This window comes from Polaribacter atrinae (assembly GCF_038023995.1).
GTDB lineage: Bacteria > Bacteroidota > Bacteroidia > Flavobacteriales > Flavobacteriaceae > Polaribacter > Polaribacter atrinae.
The window spans coordinates 1,140,223-1,161,514 of record NZ_CP150660.1 but is presented as its reverse complement, the minus strand read 5'-3'; the positions used below and the strand labels follow the sequence as shown (position 1 = coordinate 1,161,514).

At 28.7% G+C, this 21,292-nt stretch carries 25 protein-coding genes; 1 reads left to right on the top strand and 24 read right to left on the bottom strand.

All coding sequences use genetic code 11. From position 1 onward, the window contains the following. Positions 1–224 precede the first annotated feature (224 nt). The 5 genes from WG945_RS05035 to WG945_RS05015 form a co-directional block, all read right to left on the bottom strand. Positions 225–992 (bottom strand): hypothetical protein, encoded by a 768-nt coding sequence (locus WG945_RS05035; RefSeq protein WP_068452110.1) that lies wholly within the window; start codon positions 990–992, stop codon positions 225–227. A 167-nt stretch (positions 993–1,159) separates the two neighbouring features. Beyond that, positions 1,160–1,576, bottom strand: coding sequence for a UPF0158 family protein (locus WG945_RS05030; protein ID WP_068452112.1), 417 nt, complete (start codon positions 1,574–1,576; stop codon positions 1,160–1,162). After that, positions 1,569–1,913, bottom strand: coding sequence for a DUF3024 domain-containing protein (locus WG945_RS05025; protein WP_068452115.1), 345 nt, complete (start codon positions 1,911–1,913; stop codon positions 1,569–1,571). Before WG945_RS05025 ends, WG945_RS05030 begins: the two co-directional genes overlap by 8 nt. 139 nt (positions 1,914–2,052) lie before the next feature. Continuing rightward, complete coding sequence (locus WG945_RS05020) at positions 2,053–2,907, bottom strand: hypothetical protein (RefSeq protein ID WP_068453094.1); 855 nt, start codon at positions 2,905–2,907, stop codon at positions 2,053–2,055. Positions 2,908–3,126: 219 nt separating this feature from the next. After that, positions 3,127–3,678 carry a DUF6933 domain-containing protein gene (locus WG945_RS05015; protein WP_068452251.1) on the bottom strand — a complete coding sequence of 184 codons (552 nt, stop codon included), beginning with the start codon at positions 3,676–3,678 and terminating at the stop codon, positions 3,127–3,129. Positions 3,679–3,992: 314 nt separating this feature from the next. On the opposite strand from WG945_RS05015, the gene WG945_RS05010 reads away from it, so the two are divergent. Further along, positions 3,993–5,155, top strand: a protein-coding gene (locus WG945_RS05010) for an IS3 family transposase (protein WP_340866702.1) whose coding sequence is annotated in 2 segments (ribosomal slippage) — positions 3,993–4,233 and positions 4,233–5,155 — 1,164 coding nt in all. Because the reading frame shifts where the segments join, the coding sequence is not laid out codon by codon here. On the opposite strand, the gene WG945_RS05005 is transcribed toward WG945_RS05010, so the two are convergent. The 19 genes from WG945_RS05005 to WG945_RS04915 form a co-directional block, all read right to left on the bottom strand. After that, positions 5,152–5,685: a hypothetical protein gene (locus WG945_RS05005; protein ID WP_340866982.1), complete on the bottom strand. Its 534-nt coding sequence runs from the start codon at positions 5,683–5,685 to the stop codon at positions 5,152–5,154. The two genes, WG945_RS05010 and WG945_RS05005, sit on opposite strands and share 4 nt — an antisense overlap. Positions 5,686–5,849: 164 nt before the next feature. After that, a complete protein-coding gene (locus WG945_RS05000) occupies positions 5,850–6,500 on the bottom strand; it encodes a hypothetical protein (protein ID WP_157603736.1) in 651 nt (216 codons plus the stop codon). Positions 6,501–6,658: 158 nt separating this feature from the next. After that, positions 6,659–6,970: a hypothetical protein gene (locus WG945_RS04995; RefSeq protein ID WP_068453040.1), complete on the bottom strand. Its 312-nt coding sequence runs from the start codon at positions 6,968–6,970 to the stop codon at positions 6,659–6,661. Between the two features lie 6 nt (positions 6,971–6,976). Next, positions 6,977–7,438, bottom strand: a complete 462-nt coding sequence (locus tag WG945_RS04990) for a hypothetical protein (RefSeq protein WP_068453043.1) — start codon at positions 7,436–7,438, stop codon at positions 6,977–6,979. A gap of 143 nt (positions 7,439–7,581) precedes the next feature. Further along, a complete protein-coding gene (locus tag WG945_RS04985) occupies positions 7,582–8,901 on the bottom strand; it encodes a hypothetical protein (RefSeq protein ID WP_082864324.1) in 1,320 nt (439 codons plus the stop codon). Next, positions 8,886–9,581 carry an ATP-binding protein gene (locus WG945_RS04980; RefSeq protein ID WP_082864325.1) on the bottom strand — a complete coding sequence of 232 codons (696 nt, stop codon included), beginning with the start codon at positions 9,579–9,581 and terminating at the stop codon, positions 8,886–8,888. The genes WG945_RS04985 and WG945_RS04980 overlap by 16 nt, the downstream gene beginning before the upstream one ends. 184 nt (positions 9,582–9,765) lie before the next feature. Continuing rightward, positions 9,766–10,521 (bottom strand): DJ-1/PfpI family protein, encoded by a 756-nt coding sequence (locus tag WG945_RS04975; protein ID WP_082864326.1) that lies wholly within the window; start codon positions 10,519–10,521, stop codon positions 9,766–9,768. Positions 10,522–10,651: 130 nt separating this feature from the next. After that, positions 10,652–11,452 carry a DUF3658 domain-containing protein gene (locus WG945_RS04970; RefSeq protein WP_068452194.1) on the bottom strand — a complete coding sequence of 267 codons (801 nt, stop codon included), beginning with the start codon at positions 11,450–11,452 and terminating at the stop codon, positions 10,652–10,654. Positions 11,453–11,458: 6 nt separating this feature from the next. Then, positions 11,459–12,061 (bottom strand): hypothetical protein, encoded by a 603-nt coding sequence (locus tag WG945_RS04965; RefSeq protein WP_068452197.1) that lies wholly within the window; start codon positions 12,059–12,061, stop codon positions 11,459–11,461. Between the two features lie 823 nt (positions 12,062–12,884). After that, positions 12,885–13,253 carry a hypothetical protein gene (locus WG945_RS04960; protein WP_068453090.1) on the bottom strand — a complete coding sequence of 123 codons (369 nt, stop codon included), beginning with the start codon at positions 13,251–13,253 and terminating at the stop codon, positions 12,885–12,887. A gap of 5 nt (positions 13,254–13,258) precedes the next feature. Next, positions 13,259–13,837 (bottom strand): hypothetical protein, encoded by a 579-nt coding sequence (locus WG945_RS04955; RefSeq protein WP_068453087.1) that lies wholly within the window; start codon positions 13,835–13,837, stop codon positions 13,259–13,261. Between the two features lie 184 nt (positions 13,838–14,021). Then, positions 14,022–14,762: a hypothetical protein gene (locus WG945_RS04950; RefSeq protein WP_068450396.1), complete on the bottom strand. Its 741-nt coding sequence runs from the start codon at positions 14,760–14,762 to the stop codon at positions 14,022–14,024. Positions 14,763–14,962: 200 nt separating this feature from the next. Further along, positions 14,963–15,403 (bottom strand): hypothetical protein, encoded by a 441-nt coding sequence (locus tag WG945_RS04945; protein WP_068450398.1) that lies wholly within the window; start codon positions 15,401–15,403, stop codon positions 14,963–14,965. A gap of 159 nt (positions 15,404–15,562) precedes the next feature. Next, the gene (locus tag WG945_RS04940) at positions 15,563–16,231 is read right to left on the bottom strand and encodes an imm11 family protein (protein WP_068450400.1); all 669 of its coding nucleotides are present in this window, start codon (positions 16,229–16,231) and stop codon (positions 15,563–15,565) included. Between the two features lie 131 nt (positions 16,232–16,362). After that, positions 16,363–17,001, bottom strand: coding sequence for a hypothetical protein (locus WG945_RS04935; RefSeq protein ID WP_157603665.1), 639 nt, complete (start codon positions 16,999–17,001; stop codon positions 16,363–16,365). A gap of 154 nt (positions 17,002–17,155) precedes the next feature. Beyond that, positions 17,156–17,872 carry a hypothetical protein gene (locus tag WG945_RS04930; protein WP_068450404.1) on the bottom strand — a complete coding sequence of 239 codons (717 nt, stop codon included), beginning with the start codon at positions 17,870–17,872 and terminating at the stop codon, positions 17,156–17,158. 156 nt (positions 17,873–18,028) lie between these two features. Next, the gene (locus WG945_RS04925) at positions 18,029–18,826 is read right to left on the bottom strand and encodes a hypothetical protein (protein WP_027127312.1); all 798 of its coding nucleotides are present in this window, start codon (positions 18,824–18,826) and stop codon (positions 18,029–18,031) included. Between the two features lie 1,119 nt (positions 18,827–19,945). Continuing rightward, positions 19,946–20,473: a hypothetical protein gene (locus tag WG945_RS04920; RefSeq protein WP_340866977.1), complete on the bottom strand. Its 528-nt coding sequence runs from the start codon at positions 20,471–20,473 to the stop codon at positions 19,946–19,948. A gap of 158 nt (positions 20,474–20,631) precedes the next feature. After that, positions 20,632–21,099: a DUF1905 domain-containing protein gene (locus WG945_RS04915; protein WP_068449043.1), complete on the bottom strand. Its 468-nt coding sequence runs from the start codon at positions 21,097–21,099 to the stop codon at positions 20,632–20,634. Positions 21,100–21,292: the final 193 nt, after the last annotated feature.

Here is a 21,292-nt window from a genome sequence, read left to right as displayed (position 1 = left end):
GGTTTATTGTAATTCTTAAAACACGAAAAAAATACCGAATTTAATTTACCCGAGATTTTTCGGAAGTGGTTTTTGGTATTTTTTGCAACGTTGTTGTATAAGCTTTGTTGCGTGGTTTAGGCACTGAATTTACTAAATAAAACACGAACGGCGAAATTCCGAAGGAATTTCCCAAGTGAGCTAAAACCAGCAATAAAGTTTATACGGTGTTGTACACAGTTTTTTTATATTAGTATAGCTTGATTATTGTCCTTATTTATTCTGTTCCATTCATTGTAGCAACGTTTAAGGTTTTCATTTTCATTTTTTTCCAACCATTTGACAAATGCTTTTTTTTCTCTTTTAGGTAAATCTTCGCCTTTTTCAATTGTTATAATGGATAGTTTTTCTTTAAAATTCAGTTCGTTCCAATGACTTAATTTTGGCATAAATATTTTGCCAATATTCTTAAGACTATTTTTTTTATGAATTTCAAAATGTGCTTCTCCGTGTTCATTTCTACCAACTCCACCAGTACTTCCTCCACGTATGAAAATATTTATTGAGAGTAATTCAGATAATTTATTCATCCTCTCAAAGTTATCTTTCAGATGATAAGTTTTTCCATTTTCATCTGTAATAGAATATTCTAATTCGATACTAAATCCTGTTAAGTCGGAAGAAATCAAATTCAAAAATTCCTCTTCGTCATTGAATGTGTATTCGACCAACCAAGTTCCAATTGGGTAATTTTTATAAGATTCAGGGATTGAACTCTTATTGTTTTCAGAAATTAGAAAAGAATTAGATAATTTATAACTTTTAAACGATTCCTCACTATGGCTTTTTGTTAAAGGAATATTCAGTTTTTTATCAAAATCATCTTTGTATTCTTTTATCGTTTCTTTAGAGAATTTTATTTTGAAAAAACCAAGTTCATTATGATAACGTTCAATTTCTTTTTCAGGAATTAATATTGCTCCTAAAACTCTATTTACTTGATTTTTATTCATTTATGATTGAGTTCGTAAATTGTGTACAACGTTGTTGTATAAGCTTTGTTGCGTTGTTTAAGCAATGAATTTACTAAATAAAACACGAACGGCGAAATTCCGGAGGAATTTCCCAAGTGAGCTAAAACTAGCAATAAAGTTTATACGGTGTTGTGCACAGGCTTTTTTCATTTCAATTGATTTTCTACTATTCTTTCCAACTCAATTTGCTTAAATTCAAACCAACTTTGTCTAAAATTTGAATGGTCAATTTTTTGCTTAAAATTCTGGAAAGGTTTTTTGTTTGCTAAAATATTCTCTAATTCCACTTGAAGTTTTGCATCTGTTACTTGCTCAACAAATCTCTCCATAATTTTAAAGGATTCAAAACTTTCCAAAATTTCGATTTTGATAAAATCAGCTTTATACTTCTTTAATTTTTTTAAACTTTCTTTAAAAGACTCTTTAAATTCTTCCTCGTCGAATATTTGTGATAAATTCGGAATTGCTAATATTTCGCTGGTTTTAAAATTATAATAGCATTCATTTCCGCAATCTAATTCTTGCGCAATTTCTCTAACTATACTTTTTTTTGATTTATCCATAAAAGCAATCGTGTTTATCTTCTTTTATGATTTCGATGATTTTCGCTAAATGCGTTGATTTAGGTAATGGTTCGTAAAGTTCCCATTTTCCACTTGCTCGCATCCAATATAAATTCCATTCTTTTCTTGATTTGTAATGTCGAATTTTTGCAAATTCAATTTGTTGCATCTTTTTTGGATTATCCCATTCAGGTCTAATTTCAAATAGTATTACAATTTTTCCGTCATATGAATATCCAATATCGACTTGTTTACGAATTTCAAGATTTTCAGGTCGTAATGATTCCACATATTTTTTAATAGTAGAATCGTTTATGTCAATTGTCGTATTTTTCATTATGTTCCAATTTTTTTTCAGCTTGTGCACAACGGTTTTGTATATGATACGTTGCGTAGTTTAGCACGTAATTTAGCAAATAAAAACCGAATAGAAAATCCGCGAGGATTTTCGTAAGTAGGCTAGTACTAGCAATGGATTATATACGTTGTTGTAGCCAGTATTTTTTCCTTAAGCTACTCAATTTAATTTTGTTTTTACACTTATTATTTTCAAAGTCAGAATAGAATTCGTCTTGAAATAATTTCAGATTGTCCCAATTCGAAAAACTCTGATGGTCTTTATTTGAATGATAATCTTTATTAACTTTTAATTGCCCAATTTTTTCAAATTCCGTTTCCGATTTTTTGAAATGTTGAGCATAATACCAACTAATCTGTTCCTTTGGTTTAAACTCTTTGTTTATTTGCTGTTCAAGTCTAAATAATAGTTTTGCATTCTCAAAGTCCTTTTCAGTTGGTTTTTCCGATTGTTTAATGTCAGTTACAGCAATTAAATTCAGTCCGAATTCCGTTTCTTTTTCCGATTCCAACACGAAAGCTCCACAATAATCTCCATCACTTAATTTAAAAATTAAACAATCTCCTTTTTCGAAAATCGCATTTCGTGATTTTTTTACTTTTCGTTTTCGAGATGTCTTTTTTTCGTTTGATATTTTCTTTAAAAAGCTATCTAAAACCTTTTGCCTTTTAGTCAAGTCAGATTGTGAAGCGTCAAATTCTTTCCACAATTCAATATCTTTTCCAGACTCGACAATATCTTTAATCCGATTAAGAACTTTTGGGTCAAGTGATTTACATTCCCATTGAGATTTTGCGATAGTTATCCAAAAATTATTTTGGTCTTCGTGAGAATCAATCAGTTCTTTATTTTCCTGAATTAACTTTTCAGTAATCGCAGAAACTTCCATTCCTTGATTATATAATTCAAAGAATTCATAATTAATATCTTCGTAAATATCGTTTGAAGAAATTCCTGTTCCCCAAGTTCCCATAGGCGTTTCTTATATTGGCTACGTGTTTATATATGGTTTGTTGCGTGTTTCAATCAACTAATTTAGTAAATATTTACCGACCAAGAAAGTCCGCGAGGACTTTCGCAAGTAGGCAAGAAGCCAGCAATAAATTATATATGGTGTTGGGCGTAGGCTTTTTTGTTCAACTTTTTTTCAAATTTTATTTTGTTATTCTAAATCTTTCAATTCTTTCCTGTTTTAAAGTACAATTCTGTTTTTTTCTAAAAATGATTTTTTTTCGTAATTATTTATCATTTCATTCATTTTTTCTTTTGGATATTTCCAATTCAACATTTTGTTCGGTGAACTATTTAGTCTGCCATTCAAATCTCTAAAGTTCATATTTTCATAATCTCCAAATTCATATTTCCAATCTTCAAGAAAAAGCAAACAGTTATTTAAAGAACCATTAGTACTTCTGTCATTATTTGTTTCCTGCAATTTAATTTCTCCGATTATTTTCTCCACCAATTCATATCTTGTTTCAATTCCGTCAAAAGTTAGTTGAGCAAATAAATTCTCTTTAAAAATAGAAGATATATTTTTTAAGTCAGTTTTCTTTATATTCGGTAAGATTAAAAGGTATTTTGTCATTTTATTGATTAATAACCAACATTTTTTATGACTTACATAAAATAGAGTAGAAGTCCAATCTCCTAAATATTCATTATTAAATTCTTCATTTTCAGATATAAATTCTTTCGTTATTTTTTCTAACTTTCGAGTTGTAAATATTCTTGTTTTACTCATTTGTAAAGTTTTAACGTTCTGATTTTTAGCTTACGCCCAACGTGTTTGTATATGGTTTGTTGCGTGGTTAAGCAACTAAGTTAGTAAATAATTACGGACAAAGAAAATCCGCGAGGATTTTCGTAAGTAGGCTAGAACCAAGCAATAAATTATATACAGTGTTGGCATTAGTTGTTTCTCTTTGTCAATGTTTCTATAAATCCTTTCAGGCGTAATTTTTTTCTCAGTAAATAAATCAAAATGCTCAAAGTAAGAGTGGATTGTCTAGTTTAGATGTGACGAATTTTTACGGTCATAAATTATATATTTGAATTATGGCAAAAAGATACGATAACGAATTAAAGGTTACAATAGTAGAACTATTGCAATCAGGAATCAAGGCAAAACAAATTAGCGAGGACTATGGTGTTGCTCCCAGCCTTATAAGTCGTTGGAAAAAGGATTATGAGGCTAAATCTGGAGACTTTTCCAAGAAAAGGGAACTTACTAAAGAAGAGCAAGAACTTAAAGCGCTGCGTAAAGAATTACGTGATGTGAAAATGGAGCGTGATATTTTAAAAAAGGCAGTAAGCATCTTTTCCAAGAGCGACCAATAAAATATCAATTCATATTATCAAATGAAACAGATTTTGTGGTTGAGAAGATGTGTAAATGTATGCGGGTCAGTAAAAATGCATATTACAATTGGCGTAAGAACAGGGGGTTAGTAAGAGCTAAAAACTCCGTAATACTCCTAAAAGAAAGGATTAAGGCAATTTTTGAAGACAGTAAAGAGATTTATGGAAGCTGTAGAATACAAAAAATGTTAGAACGAGAAGACCTGAATTATTGCCGTTCTTATATCGCAATATTGATGAAAGAAATGGGACTAAAAAGTGTTTTAAGAAGAAAGTTTGTAAACACAACAGATTCCAAGCATAGCTTTCCATTGGCTAAAAATGAACTGGATAGAGAATTTTCAAGTTCAATAATAGGAGAAAAATGGGTGTCAGATATTACTTATATTAGGGTAAATAACAGCTGGAATTACCTAACAACTATTATAGATTTAGCTGACAGAAAAGTAGTAGGATGGGCGTTAAGTGAAGACATGACGGTTCAAAATACAGTACTAAAAGCCTGGGTTCATGCTAGAAGAACAAGAGATATTTCAAATAACTTCATATTTCATTCTGACAGAGGGGTTCAATATTCAGCTAATACAATGACTAATATCTTTTCTTTCAATAGCAATATAACACAATCCATGAGCAGGAAAGGGAACTGTTGGGATAATGCAGTAGCGGAAAGCTTTTTCAAGACTATTAAACACGAATGGCTGTATCGCTTTAAATTTAAATCTTACTTGCAATTATTTGACAAAGTAAGCCAATACATTACTTGGTATAACACAAAGAGAATTCATTCAAGCCTGGATTATTTAACACCATTAGAAATGGAACTAAAACTAAAACGAATTATCAACAATGCGGCCTAAAAAATTAGTCCCATTTTTATTAGGTAGTCCAGAGTGTAAACAATTATTAAGTTTAAAATTCCAATTTTTGCGACATATAGGCAATAATGTAAAAGTCCAACTCTCATATTTTTTAATGGAAAATTTTCACCATTTGAAATTCCAATAGCAAAATAAAGCGAGCAGAAAAAGAACAATGAAAAAAGAACAATCAATATATAATGTCCTTTTGCGAATTCAATACTAGTTGGTAAGTCTTTTTTATATTTATATTCCGTTTTATATTCTTTTATATGGCTAACAATTTCGGATTTTATTCTTTCATTGCTCAAATACAATTTTGTGGTAGAATATTGATTAAAAAATAATTTTAAGTAATTAGTTTTTTCTGTATTCTCTACTTTCTCAATTTTGTCAAGTGAAATGATATCGAAATATTTTGGTATTTCATTTGAGTCATTAATTTCAAGTTCCGATTGACCATAGAAAATATTCCAATTTTTAATTATAATCTGATTTTTTGACTCAGGAATTTGCCAATATTTATTCATAGTTTGAGTTTTCCTCAATTAATGCCAGCGTGTTTGTATAAGAATAGTTGCGGTTTTGTGTGCGAGGATTTTCCGCAGGAAAATCAGGCGTAACAAAACTGCAACGACCTTGGTTAAGCACTAATTTAGCAATTATTTTTATACGGTGTTGTGCAACGTTTTTTTTATTCGGTTTTCACTTTTTTCGTTACTAATGTCAATCTTAATGCAAATGCAAAAATTAATAGAATAACTCCTAAAGAATATTGAAATCCTAACCAATGATTCGAGCGGATTTCATTTCGTAGGTTGTTTCTATTAACAATGTCTTCATTAATTCGGTCAATATCTTTTGTGATTCTTTCAGGTGTATAACTTCCTTCAAAATGGTCTAATTCAACTTTATTATAGTCATTAATTTTTGAGTATCCATTTTTTTTAGACTCTTTTAAGATAGGCACAATTTCTTCTTTTACCCATTTACATATTCTGTCAGATTCTGCTTGTCGTCTGTCAAATTCTTTTGCAGGCAACCAATCACTTCTTGTGTATTGAAAACAGATTGTTTCTCTTTCGGAAAAACTTAATAATGATTCAAATTGATTTTCAATCCAATTTTCGGCAAAATTTAAATCACTTTTTTTATAATTTCTGTCATTCTCAATAATTATTGAAATTACTCCCATAAAGCCAATAGCAATCCAAACGTATTCTAATCGCGACCAAGTCTTTTTAGATAAATTTGATTCCCGAATTAGTATGAAATTCAGAATTTGCCAAATAACAACTAATGCTATTATTGCGTAAAATGGGTTTGTAATTAATTCTTTCAGCATAGTTTTGTCAAATGTTGCACAACGTGTTTGTGTATTGAAAGTTGCGTTTAAAATGAACGGCTATTTTCCGCAGGAAAATAGAAGTTTATAAAAATGCAACAAACTTTGGTTAAGCTAAAAATAAGCAATTTTTATTACACGGTGTTAGGCAAAGTTTTTTAGAAATGTTGCAATGGACCTAAACCAGCCTTAATTCTCATTTCATTTCGAATTTTGTCAACCCTTCTCGAAAAATTCATTCCTTTACTGTTAATTGCTTCAAGAATTATTTTAGCTTCTTTATATTCCTGATTTAGCTCTAAATCCACTAGAATTTCAGATAAATCAAATACATTTTCAGAATCAATCATTTCTTTTATTTCATCTGGAACATTGTAATAACTTATATAACTTTCAGCTTTCTTCTGTCTTAAAAAAGGTCTAACTGCGAAAAAGTAAATTAATGCAACTATAATTATAAATATTACCATACTTTATTAATCTAGATATTTTTTTTCTAATTCTCGATATTCATTCTCAATAATTGACATAACTCCTGACATAAAAATAAAACCATCTTTTTTGATGTCTCCAGAATTATATGTTAGTGGATTTTCTTCTTGATATGGAAGTAAATTCAGAATCCAATGTTCCAATATAATCATAGAACAGATATGTGAATAATCAATCTTTTTTTCATATTTTTTCTTTGAAGGTATGATTATTATAGTTTTTTTAATTATGTAATTAACTTCGGAAGTTACATTCATAATATTTTCAGCTGTTGGATAATATTTGTTTTCTAAAGAACGATATAAGTTAATTACGTTTGGAGAATTTAAGGTTTCCATTTTAATTTCATTAAATACATCTTCTCCATATTGTTGGATAAAAAAGTCAAATTTTCTTTTAAAGCCTTTATATCCATTCATTCCATCATTTGGTGTGTAGATTTTCATATTTTTTTAAATTTTGCCTAACGTGTTTGTATATGGTTTGTTGCGTGTTTTAAGCAACTAATTTAGTAAATAATTACCGACCAAGAAAGTCCGCGAGGACTTTCGTAAGTAGGCGAGAAGCCAGCAATAAATTATATACGGTGTTATGCCCTGGCTATTTCTTTTGTAATTAATTCAACATTTTCTTCTTCCGTAATTAGTCCTTTTTCTGTCAATTCTTCAATTATGGAATTCTTAAATTCAAGTTTATTTATTAAATGTTTATGTTTAATGTCAAACGTTCTGAATAAATCATCCCATTTCAAAGCATAAATTTCATAGTTTTTTACAGATTCAACTAAGAATTTTTTCCCTTTTCCTTTTTGAGATTCATATTTGTCGGTAATCCATTCATCTACGCTTTTACCTACTAAAATTAGTTTCCAAGTTCTTGTTTCACTTGAAAATCTTGGTTCTTTTATTATTATTCTAATATATTCCTCAATTTGGTCATATTGTTTTTTTCCTATAACAACACTTGGTCTTTTTAATTCTACAATTATGTTTTCTTCAATCATATATTCATCACTATTTGAGTCAGGAATATCTGATTTTCTTGCAACAAAAATGTCTGGTCTTTTTAGTCGTGAATTATTATTTATATTTTTAAAATCCGTTTTTTCTTTTTCTAAAAAAGATAGGTAATTGTTTAAAAGTGTTTCAAAGTTTTTATCTGCTGAGACAAGGTGATATTGTTCTCCAAATAACCAATAGTTATTTTCTATGATTTTTTGAATATGGTCTCTTTCATTTGTGAACTTTTCTAAATCATAAACAAGGTGTTTAAGTCCTAAAACTGTATTTAATCTATTCTCTAATAGTTTAACGAGTGCAACAACCGCAGTAAATTTTGTTTTATTTAAAGTTTTTGAAAGTTCCTTTCTTTCTTCATCTGACAATTTTATAATACTATCAAGAATATTTAATATGTCGTCTCTTTGGTCTGAATCTAAAAGTAAATTTAGGAAACCAATGATTGTTTTGCTTTGTGTATTCTTTAGACCTTGAAATATTTTTGGTTGTACGCAATATATTTCTTTAACAACTTGTTCTAAATCTTTCTTTCTTAACTTATCGTAAGGATTATTTTTAAATAAAGGGAAGATATTTTGTTTCCGATATTTGTTAATTAACTCATCTGCTTTATGTTCTTTGATAAAAAGTTTTTCTTCAATTGATAATTTTTCTTTTAAAAAACCTAAAAGCACTTTAAAGGTAATATCATTTTGGTCTTTTATGTCAAAATCTAATGTTTCAGTTTTTGCATTGGATAATTTAAAAGATTCAAAGTATGCAGATTCTATATATACTGAATGATGAAAATCTTCTGTTTTATTATTAAAAGATGTATGTTTTCGTTCTTTCTCAATTTTATCTTCATTTAAAAAATAGTAATAGTATTTATCTCCTATATTTTTTTCCATCTAATGAAGTTAATTTTGAAATCAAAACCATTAATTTCTTCATTAAAAACTACTGTTTTATCTATAATGGTATTATAGTCGATTTCATAATCATTAACTCTTAATGAATAGCTTTTATTTAGGTATAAAAACCAACCAAATTCACACGCTAAAAAGTCATAAAATGAAGAATTCATTATTAAATCAGCTGTAAGTTTGTTAAAAGTTTCAAACCTTACAGTAGTTCCTGTATGTTTCTTTTTTATTATTTTCTTGTCAGAAATTCCGAAGTTTTGAAGGCTCGATTCTTTAATTTCAATGTTATAATTTAAATATTCATCATTTTCACTTTTGAATGTAGTATTCCAAATAGCTTTACCAGAATATTGTTGAAAAGAATATCGACCTTTTCCTTTTTTCCCCTTGACAAATCCGTCTTTATTAAAAGTTGTTCTTTTCTGAGAATCTAAGAAATGACCGAAAGTTTGATCTATAGTTTCTATATTTATTCCATTTCCATTATCTGTGATGGAAAATTCATTTATAAATCCAATTTCATTACTATCAATATTTAAATGAATCTCTGTTGCATTTGCATCAAATCCATTCCAAATATATTCTGCTATCGCTTTTTTATAATCAGTTGGTAATCCGCTTTGTTCTACACTTATTGATGTTATTTTTGTAGTATGCTGTTTCATTTATTATATCAATTTCTTAATTTTATACGGATTATTTTGTGCTTGGGCATAACGGTTTTGTGTATGATTAGTGGCGTGTTTAAGCACCTAATTTAGCAAATAATTACTGAATAGAAAATCCGCGAGGATTTTCGTAAGTAGGCGAGAACTAGCCATTAATTATACACGGTGTTGCCCATAGTACTTATTCCTTCCAGTTTTGAAGTCGGTCGAGATATAAATAACTTTCTACAAATTTTCTATGTTCTAAACTGGTCATTTTCTCCACTAAACTTAATGCAGAAATATAACTTGCTAAATTCCCATTCGATGAGCTAAATTTTCCGTCTTCAACAAAAGTTATCAAACTGTCATTTTGCACTTTTAAATTCGGATATTCCTTTTGTAAATCTTTTCCGCCACCAATCCACGTTACAATTTTATGTCCATCCGCAATTTCTGATTTTCCGATTAATTGAGCTCCAGCACAATTGCTCACAACATAATCAGTTTCTTTATTTTTCTCTTTGATAAATTTCACGATTTTTTCGTTATGAACTTGTGCGTACATATCATATGCACTTGGAACGAATAAAGCTGTAAGTTTCGGACAATTCTCAAACGTATAATCAGGCACGAAATGCATTCCTTCTTCTGTTGTTATTGGAGTTTCCGTTTCGGCAATTGAGATTACATTAAAAAGCTGTTTTCCATCTTCGGTTGGTTTTGCGAAAACGTCAGAAGTTGCGATTACCTCGCTTTGCAAAACTCCGTTATACATTAAAAGTCCAATTGTCGGCAATTCGGGATTGAAAGTTTTTAGATGTTTTGTCAGCGTATCATTTTTCTGTTCAGTTTTTGTAATTTTAGGACTTTCAATCTTCATTTTTGATTTGTCGGTGTTGCAACTTGTCAAAATGGTCGCAAAAATCATTGTTATAAATCCAAATTTTCTTATCATTCTCGATTTTTTTTGTATTGTGGGCAACGTGATTGTGTATGATTAGTGGCGTGTTTAAGCACATAATTTAGTAAATAAAAACCGAATAGAAAATCCGCGAGGATTTTCGTAAGTAGGCGAGAACTAGCCATTAATTATACACGGTGTTACCACCAGTTATTTTTATTTTAACTTCTCTGATGTTTTTTAAATTGCCTAAAAAAGCTAACTGATTTGTCTCGATTAAATATAGTATTCTATAAATAATAAAAGTATCTGTAATTAGTTGCTTGTTTTTTCCCATTACTTGTCCAGTTATCTTTAGCAGTAAAGTATATTCATTTTTACATTCTTCAAGAATTGATTTGTCAAAATAATCTTCTTGAACAGATTCTATTTTTTTTGCTTGATATATTCGTAGTAACGATTTAGATTGATTTATTTTATTCCACTCTTTGTTATTGTCTTCATATTCATTTTTCGAAATTTTTATAGCCTTTGGGAGTAATTGTTTTACAATTTCAGGAGAGCATTCAGGAACTGCACGCAGTTTGTACTCTTCAATTTTTTCAGAAGAAACATTGATTTCATACAAAAGAGATTGCTTTACAAGGTTACAACATAACAGTTTTAATAGTTCTTCGGATGTATTTTCACCAAACCAAACAATAACTTTTTCATAATTATTAAATGTGTGTTTATAAAATGTAGTCAAGTCTTTTTGAATCTCTTTGCTTGATTTTTTTTCTCTAGAGGTTCTGTTGATTAAGTTATATAAATATGTGCTCCTTTGTTCAATTCCCTCTTTTGTTGTTAGGTTGTATAATGAACCAACGGCTAAAAAATCATTAAAACAGCATACTTTATTCTCTTTGTTTATCTTATTTTCTCTCAAAACAAAACTTAAAAGTCCTGCTGCTGAACTACCGTTTACAATATGTAGATAACTCATTGTTATTTATTCCTTTTTATTGATAATATTAGTGATATTAAATTTCAGTATTTTAGTAACTTTTGGTGTTTCTGAAAAAGATTGTTCTTTTCTGTGTGTTTTTATGATGATGTCTAAAGTTTCATTTCCATCATAGTCTAATTTTTCTAAAACAATTCTATCTCCTAGGAATCTAGTGTCAGAATGGTTAATATTGTTTGTTTTTTTGTTTAGTTCAAATAAGCCAATATATTTAAAATTACCCGAACCTGAGCCTGATACTATAAAGGGAGAAATAAAACGAAAAACAGATTTATCGCTATGATTGATTGTAACAATATTATTATAATCAAAAATGACCGTTATTTTTTCTCCTGTTTCTTCATTGGTTCGTGTTCCTTTGGCATAACCCAATGAATCAACCTTTATTAATTCATTAATAATACATTGTTCCTTATGGCTCTCTGGAACATTTACAATCAATTGATTACTTGTGTTTATGTTGAATAACTTCAACATCACTTTTGAATTTTTTTTCGTATCAGATTTTGGTTTATTGTTGCAACTTAAAATAGTTGTTGCAAATATGAAAAGTAAGGTGGTTTTATAGATTATTTTTATTGTTTTCATAATTGGTGGTAACGTTGTTTTGTATGGAAAGTTGCGTTTTAAGTCGACGGCTATTTTCCGCAGGAAAATAGGAGTTGACAAAAAAGCACAAACCTTTGATTAAGCCAAATTTAGCAATTTTTTATACAAGGTGTTGTAAAATGCGTGTTTAATTTCCACTTTATAAGTTATAAAATTCCTATTTTTTTTTCTCCTTTTTTGAGTTTCTTAGCAAATTCCGCAATTTTTATTTTTCAGTGTTTTCACAAGTTTTTAATTTAGAACATTAGTAAACCTTTATTTTACTCTTAGAAATCTCTCAGCCTTTCTAAATTTGTCTTTAAGAACGAATTTCTCCAACTTTTACTCAGCACTTTGTTTAATTTCGAAATTTTAGCTTCAAACAGTAAATAAGTTTCAAGTTTTCAGATATTTTCAAACAAGCTAAATTCCGCAAACTTTTTCCTTTTTTTTGCGTTTTAAAACTCCGAACGAAAAGAACTATTTTTCCTTTCTTAAAATTCTAAAAACCTTCTAATTTTTTTCAAAATTTTGATTCGCGAGAGAGTGTTCCAAAAACTAATTTTTCAAACGTTTTATTTCGCTTTTTTGAGTTTTCAGACTTTAAAGCAAAATGTTTTTAAAAGAACTTTTACTTGCGGATTATACTTTCGCCCAGTTTTTTACAACGTTTGTGTATATGGTTTGTTGCGTGTTTTAAGCACCTAATTTAGTAAATAATTACCGACTAAGAAAGTCCGCGAGGACTTTCGTAAGTAAGCAATAAGCCAGCAATAAATTATATACGGTGTTAGCCTTTCGTTATTTTTTAATTCAGTCGCTTTTATTCATTTTCGCTATTCTCTTCATTTGGATATTCTAGCATTACTTTCCTTAAAACAAATTCACTTTCTTCACTAAAATCATCCTCAAGGAATTTATCGGCTACATCAACTAAATCATTTTGAGAAGCTGGAATTTCTAAACACATTTTCTGAATTCCTCCATCATACGGTTGTTTTTTACCAAGAAGGATACGTGGTTTGTTATTAAGAATTAAACCTATTATACCTATAAGTGCATAGTCTTCTGTTTCGTACTCTTTTAACTCAATTATATCCGATTCAGATATTTTGGTTTTATTTAGATATACCTGTTTCAGAAACGCAATTAAATCTGATTCGTAATTATCTTGAAGAAATTTAGAAATCATGAGCGTTATTTTTTTAATTCAGAGGCTGTTTTTGCATTGTATCCCATAAGTAAAAGTCTTCTTAATGATTTAATTTCAGGTATATTATATTTTTCTTTATTGTCAGGATTTGAAATAATTGCATCTAAATAGTCAAGAAGTGTTTCTTCTTTTCCATTATAGATTTCTACAGTATTTACATTGATTGGATACTTATACGGATTGCTCAAAAGGAAGTCACCTAAAACACTCTTATGCATTCCCAAATCAACAATTCGTTTTAAAAAATGTTGTGGGGTTCTAGTGAATTTAGTTGTACCTTCTTCGTGGCAAATGAATTTATGATTATTTTCATTCCAAAATTTGGTCAGTTTTTCTTTATAATTTGGGTCTTCTTTTGTTAGACCAAGAAAATTTAGAATTAATTCTTCAATATCTTGACCAGCTTGTCTAGAATCTGATGTCCGAAAAGCTAATCCAGAGAGACATAACTTTTTTATGAAATCATTTAATTTAGCGTCATCAATTTTAGTTTCATTTTGTGCTTGTGTATTCATTGAAAATAAAACAACGAATACCAATAATAAATATTTAAATTTTTTCATAATCTAGATTTTTTCTTTTTAGGAAACGGCTTGTCATAATGAAGGCTAACGTGTTTGTATATGGTTTGTTGCGTGGTTTAAGCAACTAATTTAGTAAATAATTACCGACCAAGAAAGTCCGCGAGGACTTTCGTAAGTAGGCGAGAAGCCAGCAATAAATTATATACGGTGTTAGCCACAGTACTTATTTCCACCAGATTGTAATTCCATCGAATTTTGCATTGTCAGGAATTTTAGTTTTATCTATTCCATTTCCATTCCACCAACCTTCGTCAAGTTCCGATTTTTTGATACTAAACCAAGCATTAATATGATTTACGTCCAAAATAATATGTTCCATATCAGGTGAAATTTTGTCGGTTGCATAATATTGTTTTAAATCTCCAAAGGTTGAGTTAAGTCCAATTTTTTCTGTCGTTCTAAATCGACTGTCTAAAACCGAAATTCGATTAATTTTTGAATTCGTATTCCCGTTCTGTTTTGGTGTTAAAACCAAAATCTTTTTCATATTAGAGTCGTAGATTTCATAATCATCATAAGTGTCATCAGCGAACTCTCCATATCCAACAGTTTTTTTAATTTGTTTCTTTGGAATGGAATTATACACATCATTAATTGTCATACCTTTTGAGAAAATTCCAACTCGGTTTGCGGAAATGTGGAAATTGTCAAAAGTATAACCAGTTGTTTTTACAACAGTTTCTTTTATTATGTCATTTTGGGTTGTTTCTTTCTTTTCTTTGATTTCTTTAGGCTTTGTTAATTCGATCTCTTTGGATTCAGAATTCTGCTCTTTTTTAGTCAATTCCAATTCACGTTGCAAAAGTTCATTTTCCTTTTCGAGTAATTCTTTTTCTTTTTCCGATGTTGAATTACAGCTTATTATTGTCATTAAAATAAAAATCGTTCCTAAAATTTTCTTCATAGTTCGGGGTTTTGTGTGTATTGTGGCTAACGGTTTAGTATATGGAAAGTTGCGGGTTTGCGTGCGAGGAATTTCCGAAGGAAATTCAGACGTAGTAAACGTGCAACTGCCTTTGATTAAGCACAAAACAGCAATTTTTTATATACTGTGTTGTGTGTAGTTTTTTAATTGTTTTATTATTTTCCTTGCGTTTCTTTCTATTATTTTCCAATCCCACAATTCAGGATTTCCAAATTCAGGATTAGTGCTTTTCCAATTTTCAGCTCTTTTTTTTGAGTCACAGAAATTCGGCATTCAATTTCGTTTTCGGCATTTAGTAAATTCAGATGAACGAATATTATTCCCCAACCATCAATTCGGTTTCGGTAGGTTTTTCCGTTGCAGTATTTCGGGTCGAGTTTTAATTTTGTTATAGTGAACTTGCCTCTACTTTCAGGATTATAAATCCCAAATCCTAATTGCGTTTTCTTTTCAGAAATCGAATGTTCGAAATAGTCTTTAAATTCAGAGAAATTATTTATCCGAACTAATTCGCTTTCCATTTCAGAATACGATTCATAAAGTTCAGTTTTTGAATCCAATAGAATAAATTCAATCAGCTCAAAAAGTTTCTCTTTATTTATGTTTTCTGTTCTTTGCATTCGGTTTTATCAAATTACACACAACGTGTTTGTGTATGATTAGTTGCGTGGTTTAAGCACTAAAGTTAGTAAATAAAAACCGAATAGAAAATCCGCGAGGATTTTCGTAAGTAAGCGATAACCAAGCAATTAATTATACACGGTGTTGGCAAATCGTTTTTATTTTTCAAATTCAATAATTGGGAAATGCGGTTTCCACATTTTTCCTAATTTTTCTTTATTTTCTGCAAATCGAATGTCAGTTATTTTGGCATTCTCTAATTTATTTTTTAACCTTTCCGAAACATAAATTCCCCAAGAATAATGAGGGATTTTAAACAAATCAATGTTAGAATCGAATTTTTTGTTAAAAACAACTTTTTTTGTCTCAAACGAATAACTTTTCGTAGAGTCTAATTTATTTTCTGTTATCAAGTCCAACTCGTTTTGATGAGATTTTATTTTAAATTTCTCGCCATTTTCGTCAGTCACAAATATTTCACTTTTTTCAAAATTAATCCAATCGTAGCAATCTGAAGCGTTTTCGTCAGGGAAAGTCAAGTCAAAATATTCATAAGAATTGTTCTTTTTAAATAACCCAAATAATTTTTCTTTACGCAATACTTTTGCTTTCCCTAATTTATATTTAATTGTATTACTTTCTTTGAAAATATTTAATGCTTTTTCATTAATTATATATTCATTAGTTGAGTGTAAAATATCATTAAGTTTATTAAAATCATTGTCGTCGTACATTTTACATATCGTAACAATTTTTCCATCGATTTTTTTATAATCAATTTCCTCAATTGCTCCAGAATCATCAATGATAAATATATAGTACTGCATTTCGTTCAAATGTTTGCCAACGTTGTTGTATATTGAAAGTTGCGTTTAAAGTGAACGGCTATTTTCCGAAGGAAAATGGGTGTTTACAAAAATGCGACTAGTTTTGTAAAGCACTAATTTAGCAATTTTTACTATACGGTGTTGGCATTAGTTTTTTTACTTTCAGAATATTTACTTTCAATTTCATTTTTCCAATTTTCAAAGTTAATTTTATTCATTCCTTTATTTAAAATCAGATTAGAATTCTTTTTCAGTTTGGTAATTATTGACTTATGATTTGGTTTTTCTTTGGTAAAGTCCCATTCAGTTTTTAATCTGCCATATTCCCAAAAATTATATTCATCTTTTATTGAATTTTGTAATTTATTAAGATCGTAATTATTCATGTGTTTTCCATTTATTCTCGGGTCAAAGAGAATAATTCCATAAACACAAGGAAATCCTTTTTCATTTCTCCAATTGTAACCAACAATTACTGTAAAACCATTGATTTTTCCAATTAAATAATCTTTTTTGTGTTTAAAACCAATTTTCATTAATTCCGTAAAAGGATATTTTTTTAATTCATTTACTCTCTTTTTTGGACCAAAATAAATATCATAAATATAATAAAGTGTTCCTAAAAATATAGAAACTCCAAAGATTAAGTAAGTAATATTTATAATTCCATTTATATTAAATTTTCCTGATATTATAAACGAAAAAAGAAACACCAATAACATTGATGAAAATGAAATTATTGCTTTTCTGTAATATTCAAATATTTTCATTTTTTAATTAATGCCAACGTTGTTGTGTATTGAAAGTTGCGTTTTAAGTGAACGGCTATTTTCCGAAGGAAAATTGTTGTTTACAAAAATGCAACTAACTTTGGTTGAGTACTAAATTAAGCAATTTTTACTACACGGTGTTGTACACTGTTTTTTATTTCAATTTTATAATTAATTCTTTATTTGTATTCAATATATTTTCTTTAATTCCAGTAGAATCTTTAATAACTTTATATTCAGTTGAATTTTCCTTTTTAACGATTAATGTTATTTTTTTTATTCCCAATTCTTCGAGTTCAATATAAAAATTCGTTAAGTCTTCTGATTTAATGTTTTCTCCAACGAATAATTCAACGGTTGGCTTTAAATTGTGATGTTCTCCAAAAAATGCTGTTTTTACGTCATTCAGGGAAATAATTTTCTCATTAAACCTAATCTTTGTAATTCCTTTTTCGGAATAAAGATGGAAATTATATGAATTACTATTTACTGACAGTTTTTCATTTGAATCGATTCCAATTAAACGATATTCATCCAATTCAAAATGTTTCGAATTTTCAACTTTGTAATATGTTTTATTAAATACTTCAATAGAATCGTTGTTGAAGAATATAAGTTTTGATTTTAAGTTATAATTATTCAAACTGATGTTTAATTCATCATTTTTCAAATAATATTCTCCACTTTCAATTCTCGAAAAATTATCAAGTAGTTGTATTTTCTTTTTAGAGAACTTAATATCTGAATAAGAAATTTTATCATTAAAAGAGAAAGTTCTCCATTCACCAATTAAATCATTTTTTTTAATTCGATTGCAAGAAGAATTTTGAATGAAAATAACAAATATTATTAAGTAATAAATTCTTTTCATAAATAGTGTACAACGGTTTTGTGTATGATTAGTTGCGTGTTTTAAGCACTAAAGTTAGTAAATAAAACACAGATAGAGAGTCCGCGAGGACTTTCGTAAATTGGCTAAAACCAAGCAATTAATTATACACGGTGTTGGCAACTGTATTTTTTAATTTTAACTTCCTATTTTTCCATATCTTTGGTAATCAGAAAAATATAATACAATTATCTTTCCGTTTTTTAAATATGGATAGAATAATTCATATTTTCCGTCACTTGCACTAAATCTAACTTTATCAAGATTTTTAAAAAACACATTATCTAAATATTCTCTTTCTTCTTTTGTAGTCTTTAGTATAAAGTCTTTTTTCTTTGGTTGGATTGAGTCGTTCAATTCTCCATAATAGCTTCTAAACCCTAAAAAAACTTTTGATTTGTCAATGTTATCATTTACAATTACTGAAACAAATGGGAAATGTTTATCGGTCTTTGAATAAATGTCAAGTATTTCTTCTGTGTCAATAATCCAGTTTTCTTTGAAAGAGTAATTCAATAATCTGTCTGATTTTTCTACATTATTTTCGATAATTGATTTAGCTGAAGAAATGAGCATTTTTTCTTTCTTTTCAGTTGTTAAATAATCTCCACCAAATAGAAGTATAAAAATTATAGGAAAGCTAATTCCAAAAATTATTCCTATTTTTTTATTCATTTTTTTCGGAATATTTAGGTCGTCTTGATTATGTTTTTCTGCAATTCTTGTCAAATTAAACATTACATTTATTATTAAAGAACCAGCCATTAAAGCTAAAATTCCGACAATACTCAAATAAAATGTTTCAGTAATATTTTCTCTAAATACTTTAAATCCAAATACTGTTATTGATATAAAAACAAATACCCAATACACCAATAATATTATCGAAATTATTCCAATAATGTTACTAACTTTAACTAAAAATTTATTATTCATTTCCTCTTTGAGTTTTTTTTCGTTTATATAGTTGCCAACGTTGTTGTGTTATGGAAAGTTGCGATTTTTATGAACGGCTATTTTCCGCAGGAAAATTGAAGTGAGTAAAAATGCAACTGCCTTCGGTTAAGCTAAAAATAAGCAATTTTTTATACACGGTGTTACCAAAAGTAGTTTTTTTATTTTCCAATTTTTCTTATTATTTTCTAAATTCAGCGTTCGAGTGAAAATTCCGCCAATATTTTAATTCCACATCTTGCTCAATTCCGCAATTTTGGTTTTTCAGCGTTTGAGTGTTTTCTTACATGCTTAATTCCGCCAATAATTTTTACTTTTTTTTTGATTTTAAAGAAATTCTCAGCCTTTCTGAATTTTCGTTTTAAAGATAATTTTACACAGATTTTACTCCGCATTTTGCTCAATTCCACTTTGCTCAGTTTTTACTTTTTATTTTTCTAAATTCTCAAAAATGTAAACAAAATTCTTTTAGAATTTTCCAATCTTCAGAGAGTGTTCCGCAATTTTAAATTCTTTTTTTAGCTTTTAAATGCTATTTTAAATTCAGGATTTGAGTGATTGAGCTATTTTTGGTAACGTGTTTTTGTATGGAAATTTGCGTTTAAAATGAACGGCATTTTTCCGCAGGAAAAATAGCGTTTATAAGAAAGGACAAACTTTTGATTAAGCCAAATTTAGCAATTTTTTATACAAGGTGTTGCCTAAAGTTGTTTTTTGTTTTTCCGACTTTGTTATTATTTTCGAGATTTAACGTTCGAGTGATAATTCCGCCAATATTTTTAATTCCGTAATATTGGGAATTCAACATTTGAGTGGTTTTTCAAATTTTGATTTAGGAGATCTTTCCGTATTTTCAAATTTAGCGTTTGAGTGATAATTCCACAAAGATTTTCATTCCGTAATAATTGGAAACTCAACATTTGAGTGGTTTCTTTTATTCTTGAAAAACGAGATTTCTCCGCCTTTTTTAATTTTGAGTTTAAGAGAATATTCCACAAACTTTATTTTAAGAATCTAAATATTTTCAAAGTTTTTAAATCTTTATTAAAAACTAAAATTTTCACTCGCGAGAGAGTGTCTAACATTTTAAATTCAGAAGTTTTATTGTTTTTTTTCCAACGTTTTGATTGGTTTTGGGCAATTTTTGGCAACGTTTATGTGTATGATTAGTGGCGTGATATGTTTTTCAAACACTTTTTTACTTAATTCCTCAATTATAGTTGGTTTTTCAAATTTCAGATTCTCGCTTTTAGTTGCAGAAAGTAATTTGTCATTTGGCTTTTCAATAAAGTATTTAAAACTTTTATTTCTAAAGTCATATTTTGACCAAAGAAAAGTACTTTTTAGTTTCTCATTTTCGTAATAATCAGTTTCTGTTTTAGTGTCAAAAAAACCATATTCAACTATTTTTTTGAAATGCCCATTTTTAGATTTTTCATCATACCAAACTGTTTCATATTTATCCGATGATTCGATTTGTTTTAGATTGTCTGCTATTTCAGGTATTCCTATTTTCAATCTTTCAGAATTGAATTCAATTCCGTGATTTTTATTAAAAGGTGCTAAATAATAAAAGAGGAAATATCCTCCAATAATTATTACTAATATGATGTTAGTTCGTTTTTTCATTCAAATTAATGGCAACGGTTTTGTGTATGATTAGTGGCGTGTTTAAGCACCTAATTTAGCAAATAAAAACCGAATAGAAAATCCGCGAGGATTTTCGTAAGTAGGCGATAACCAAGCCATTAATTATACACGGTGTTGGCAGTAGTGTTTTCATTTTCCTATGTTTTTTTACTCTCAAGATTTTTAATCGACTTGATTATTTTTTCCGCTTTTTGGTCGTCCGTTGCAACATTCGTAATTTCATTTAGAATTTCTGTTTGTTCTTTTTTCTCCAATTGTTCAAAAATTCGTAAAACTTGTGCATCTTTAAAACATTCCAAAATTTCAGAAATATCGTTAGTTCCGGTTTGATTTTCGAGATATAAGGTCACAATTACAGTATCGCCACCATCTTTATTTATTGCGTTTCTAATTTCTGAATTTATAGACATTTTTTTGTCCGCATTTTTTACTGGTCCTAAATTTTTATTCTTTATTTCATAACCATCTATAGTTCCTGATACTTTTAAATCGCCCCATTTTCCTTTAATATCTTTTGTGTTCGGGATTATCAATTGATATGTCCAAGCTCCATTTCCAGGAATATATTGAAGCGTTAATTTTTTATTTTCAACAATGTAATTCATTCGTTCTTCATTCTTTCAATTTTCCTTAAATTTCAATATAGTTGTGTTTTTTTTACATTACTGCCAACGTTGTTGTGTATTGAAAGTTGCGTTTTAAGTGAACGGCTATTTTCCGCAGGAAAATGGACGTTTACAAAAATGCGACTAGTTTTGTTAAGCACTAATTTAGCAATTTTTACTACACGGTGTTGGC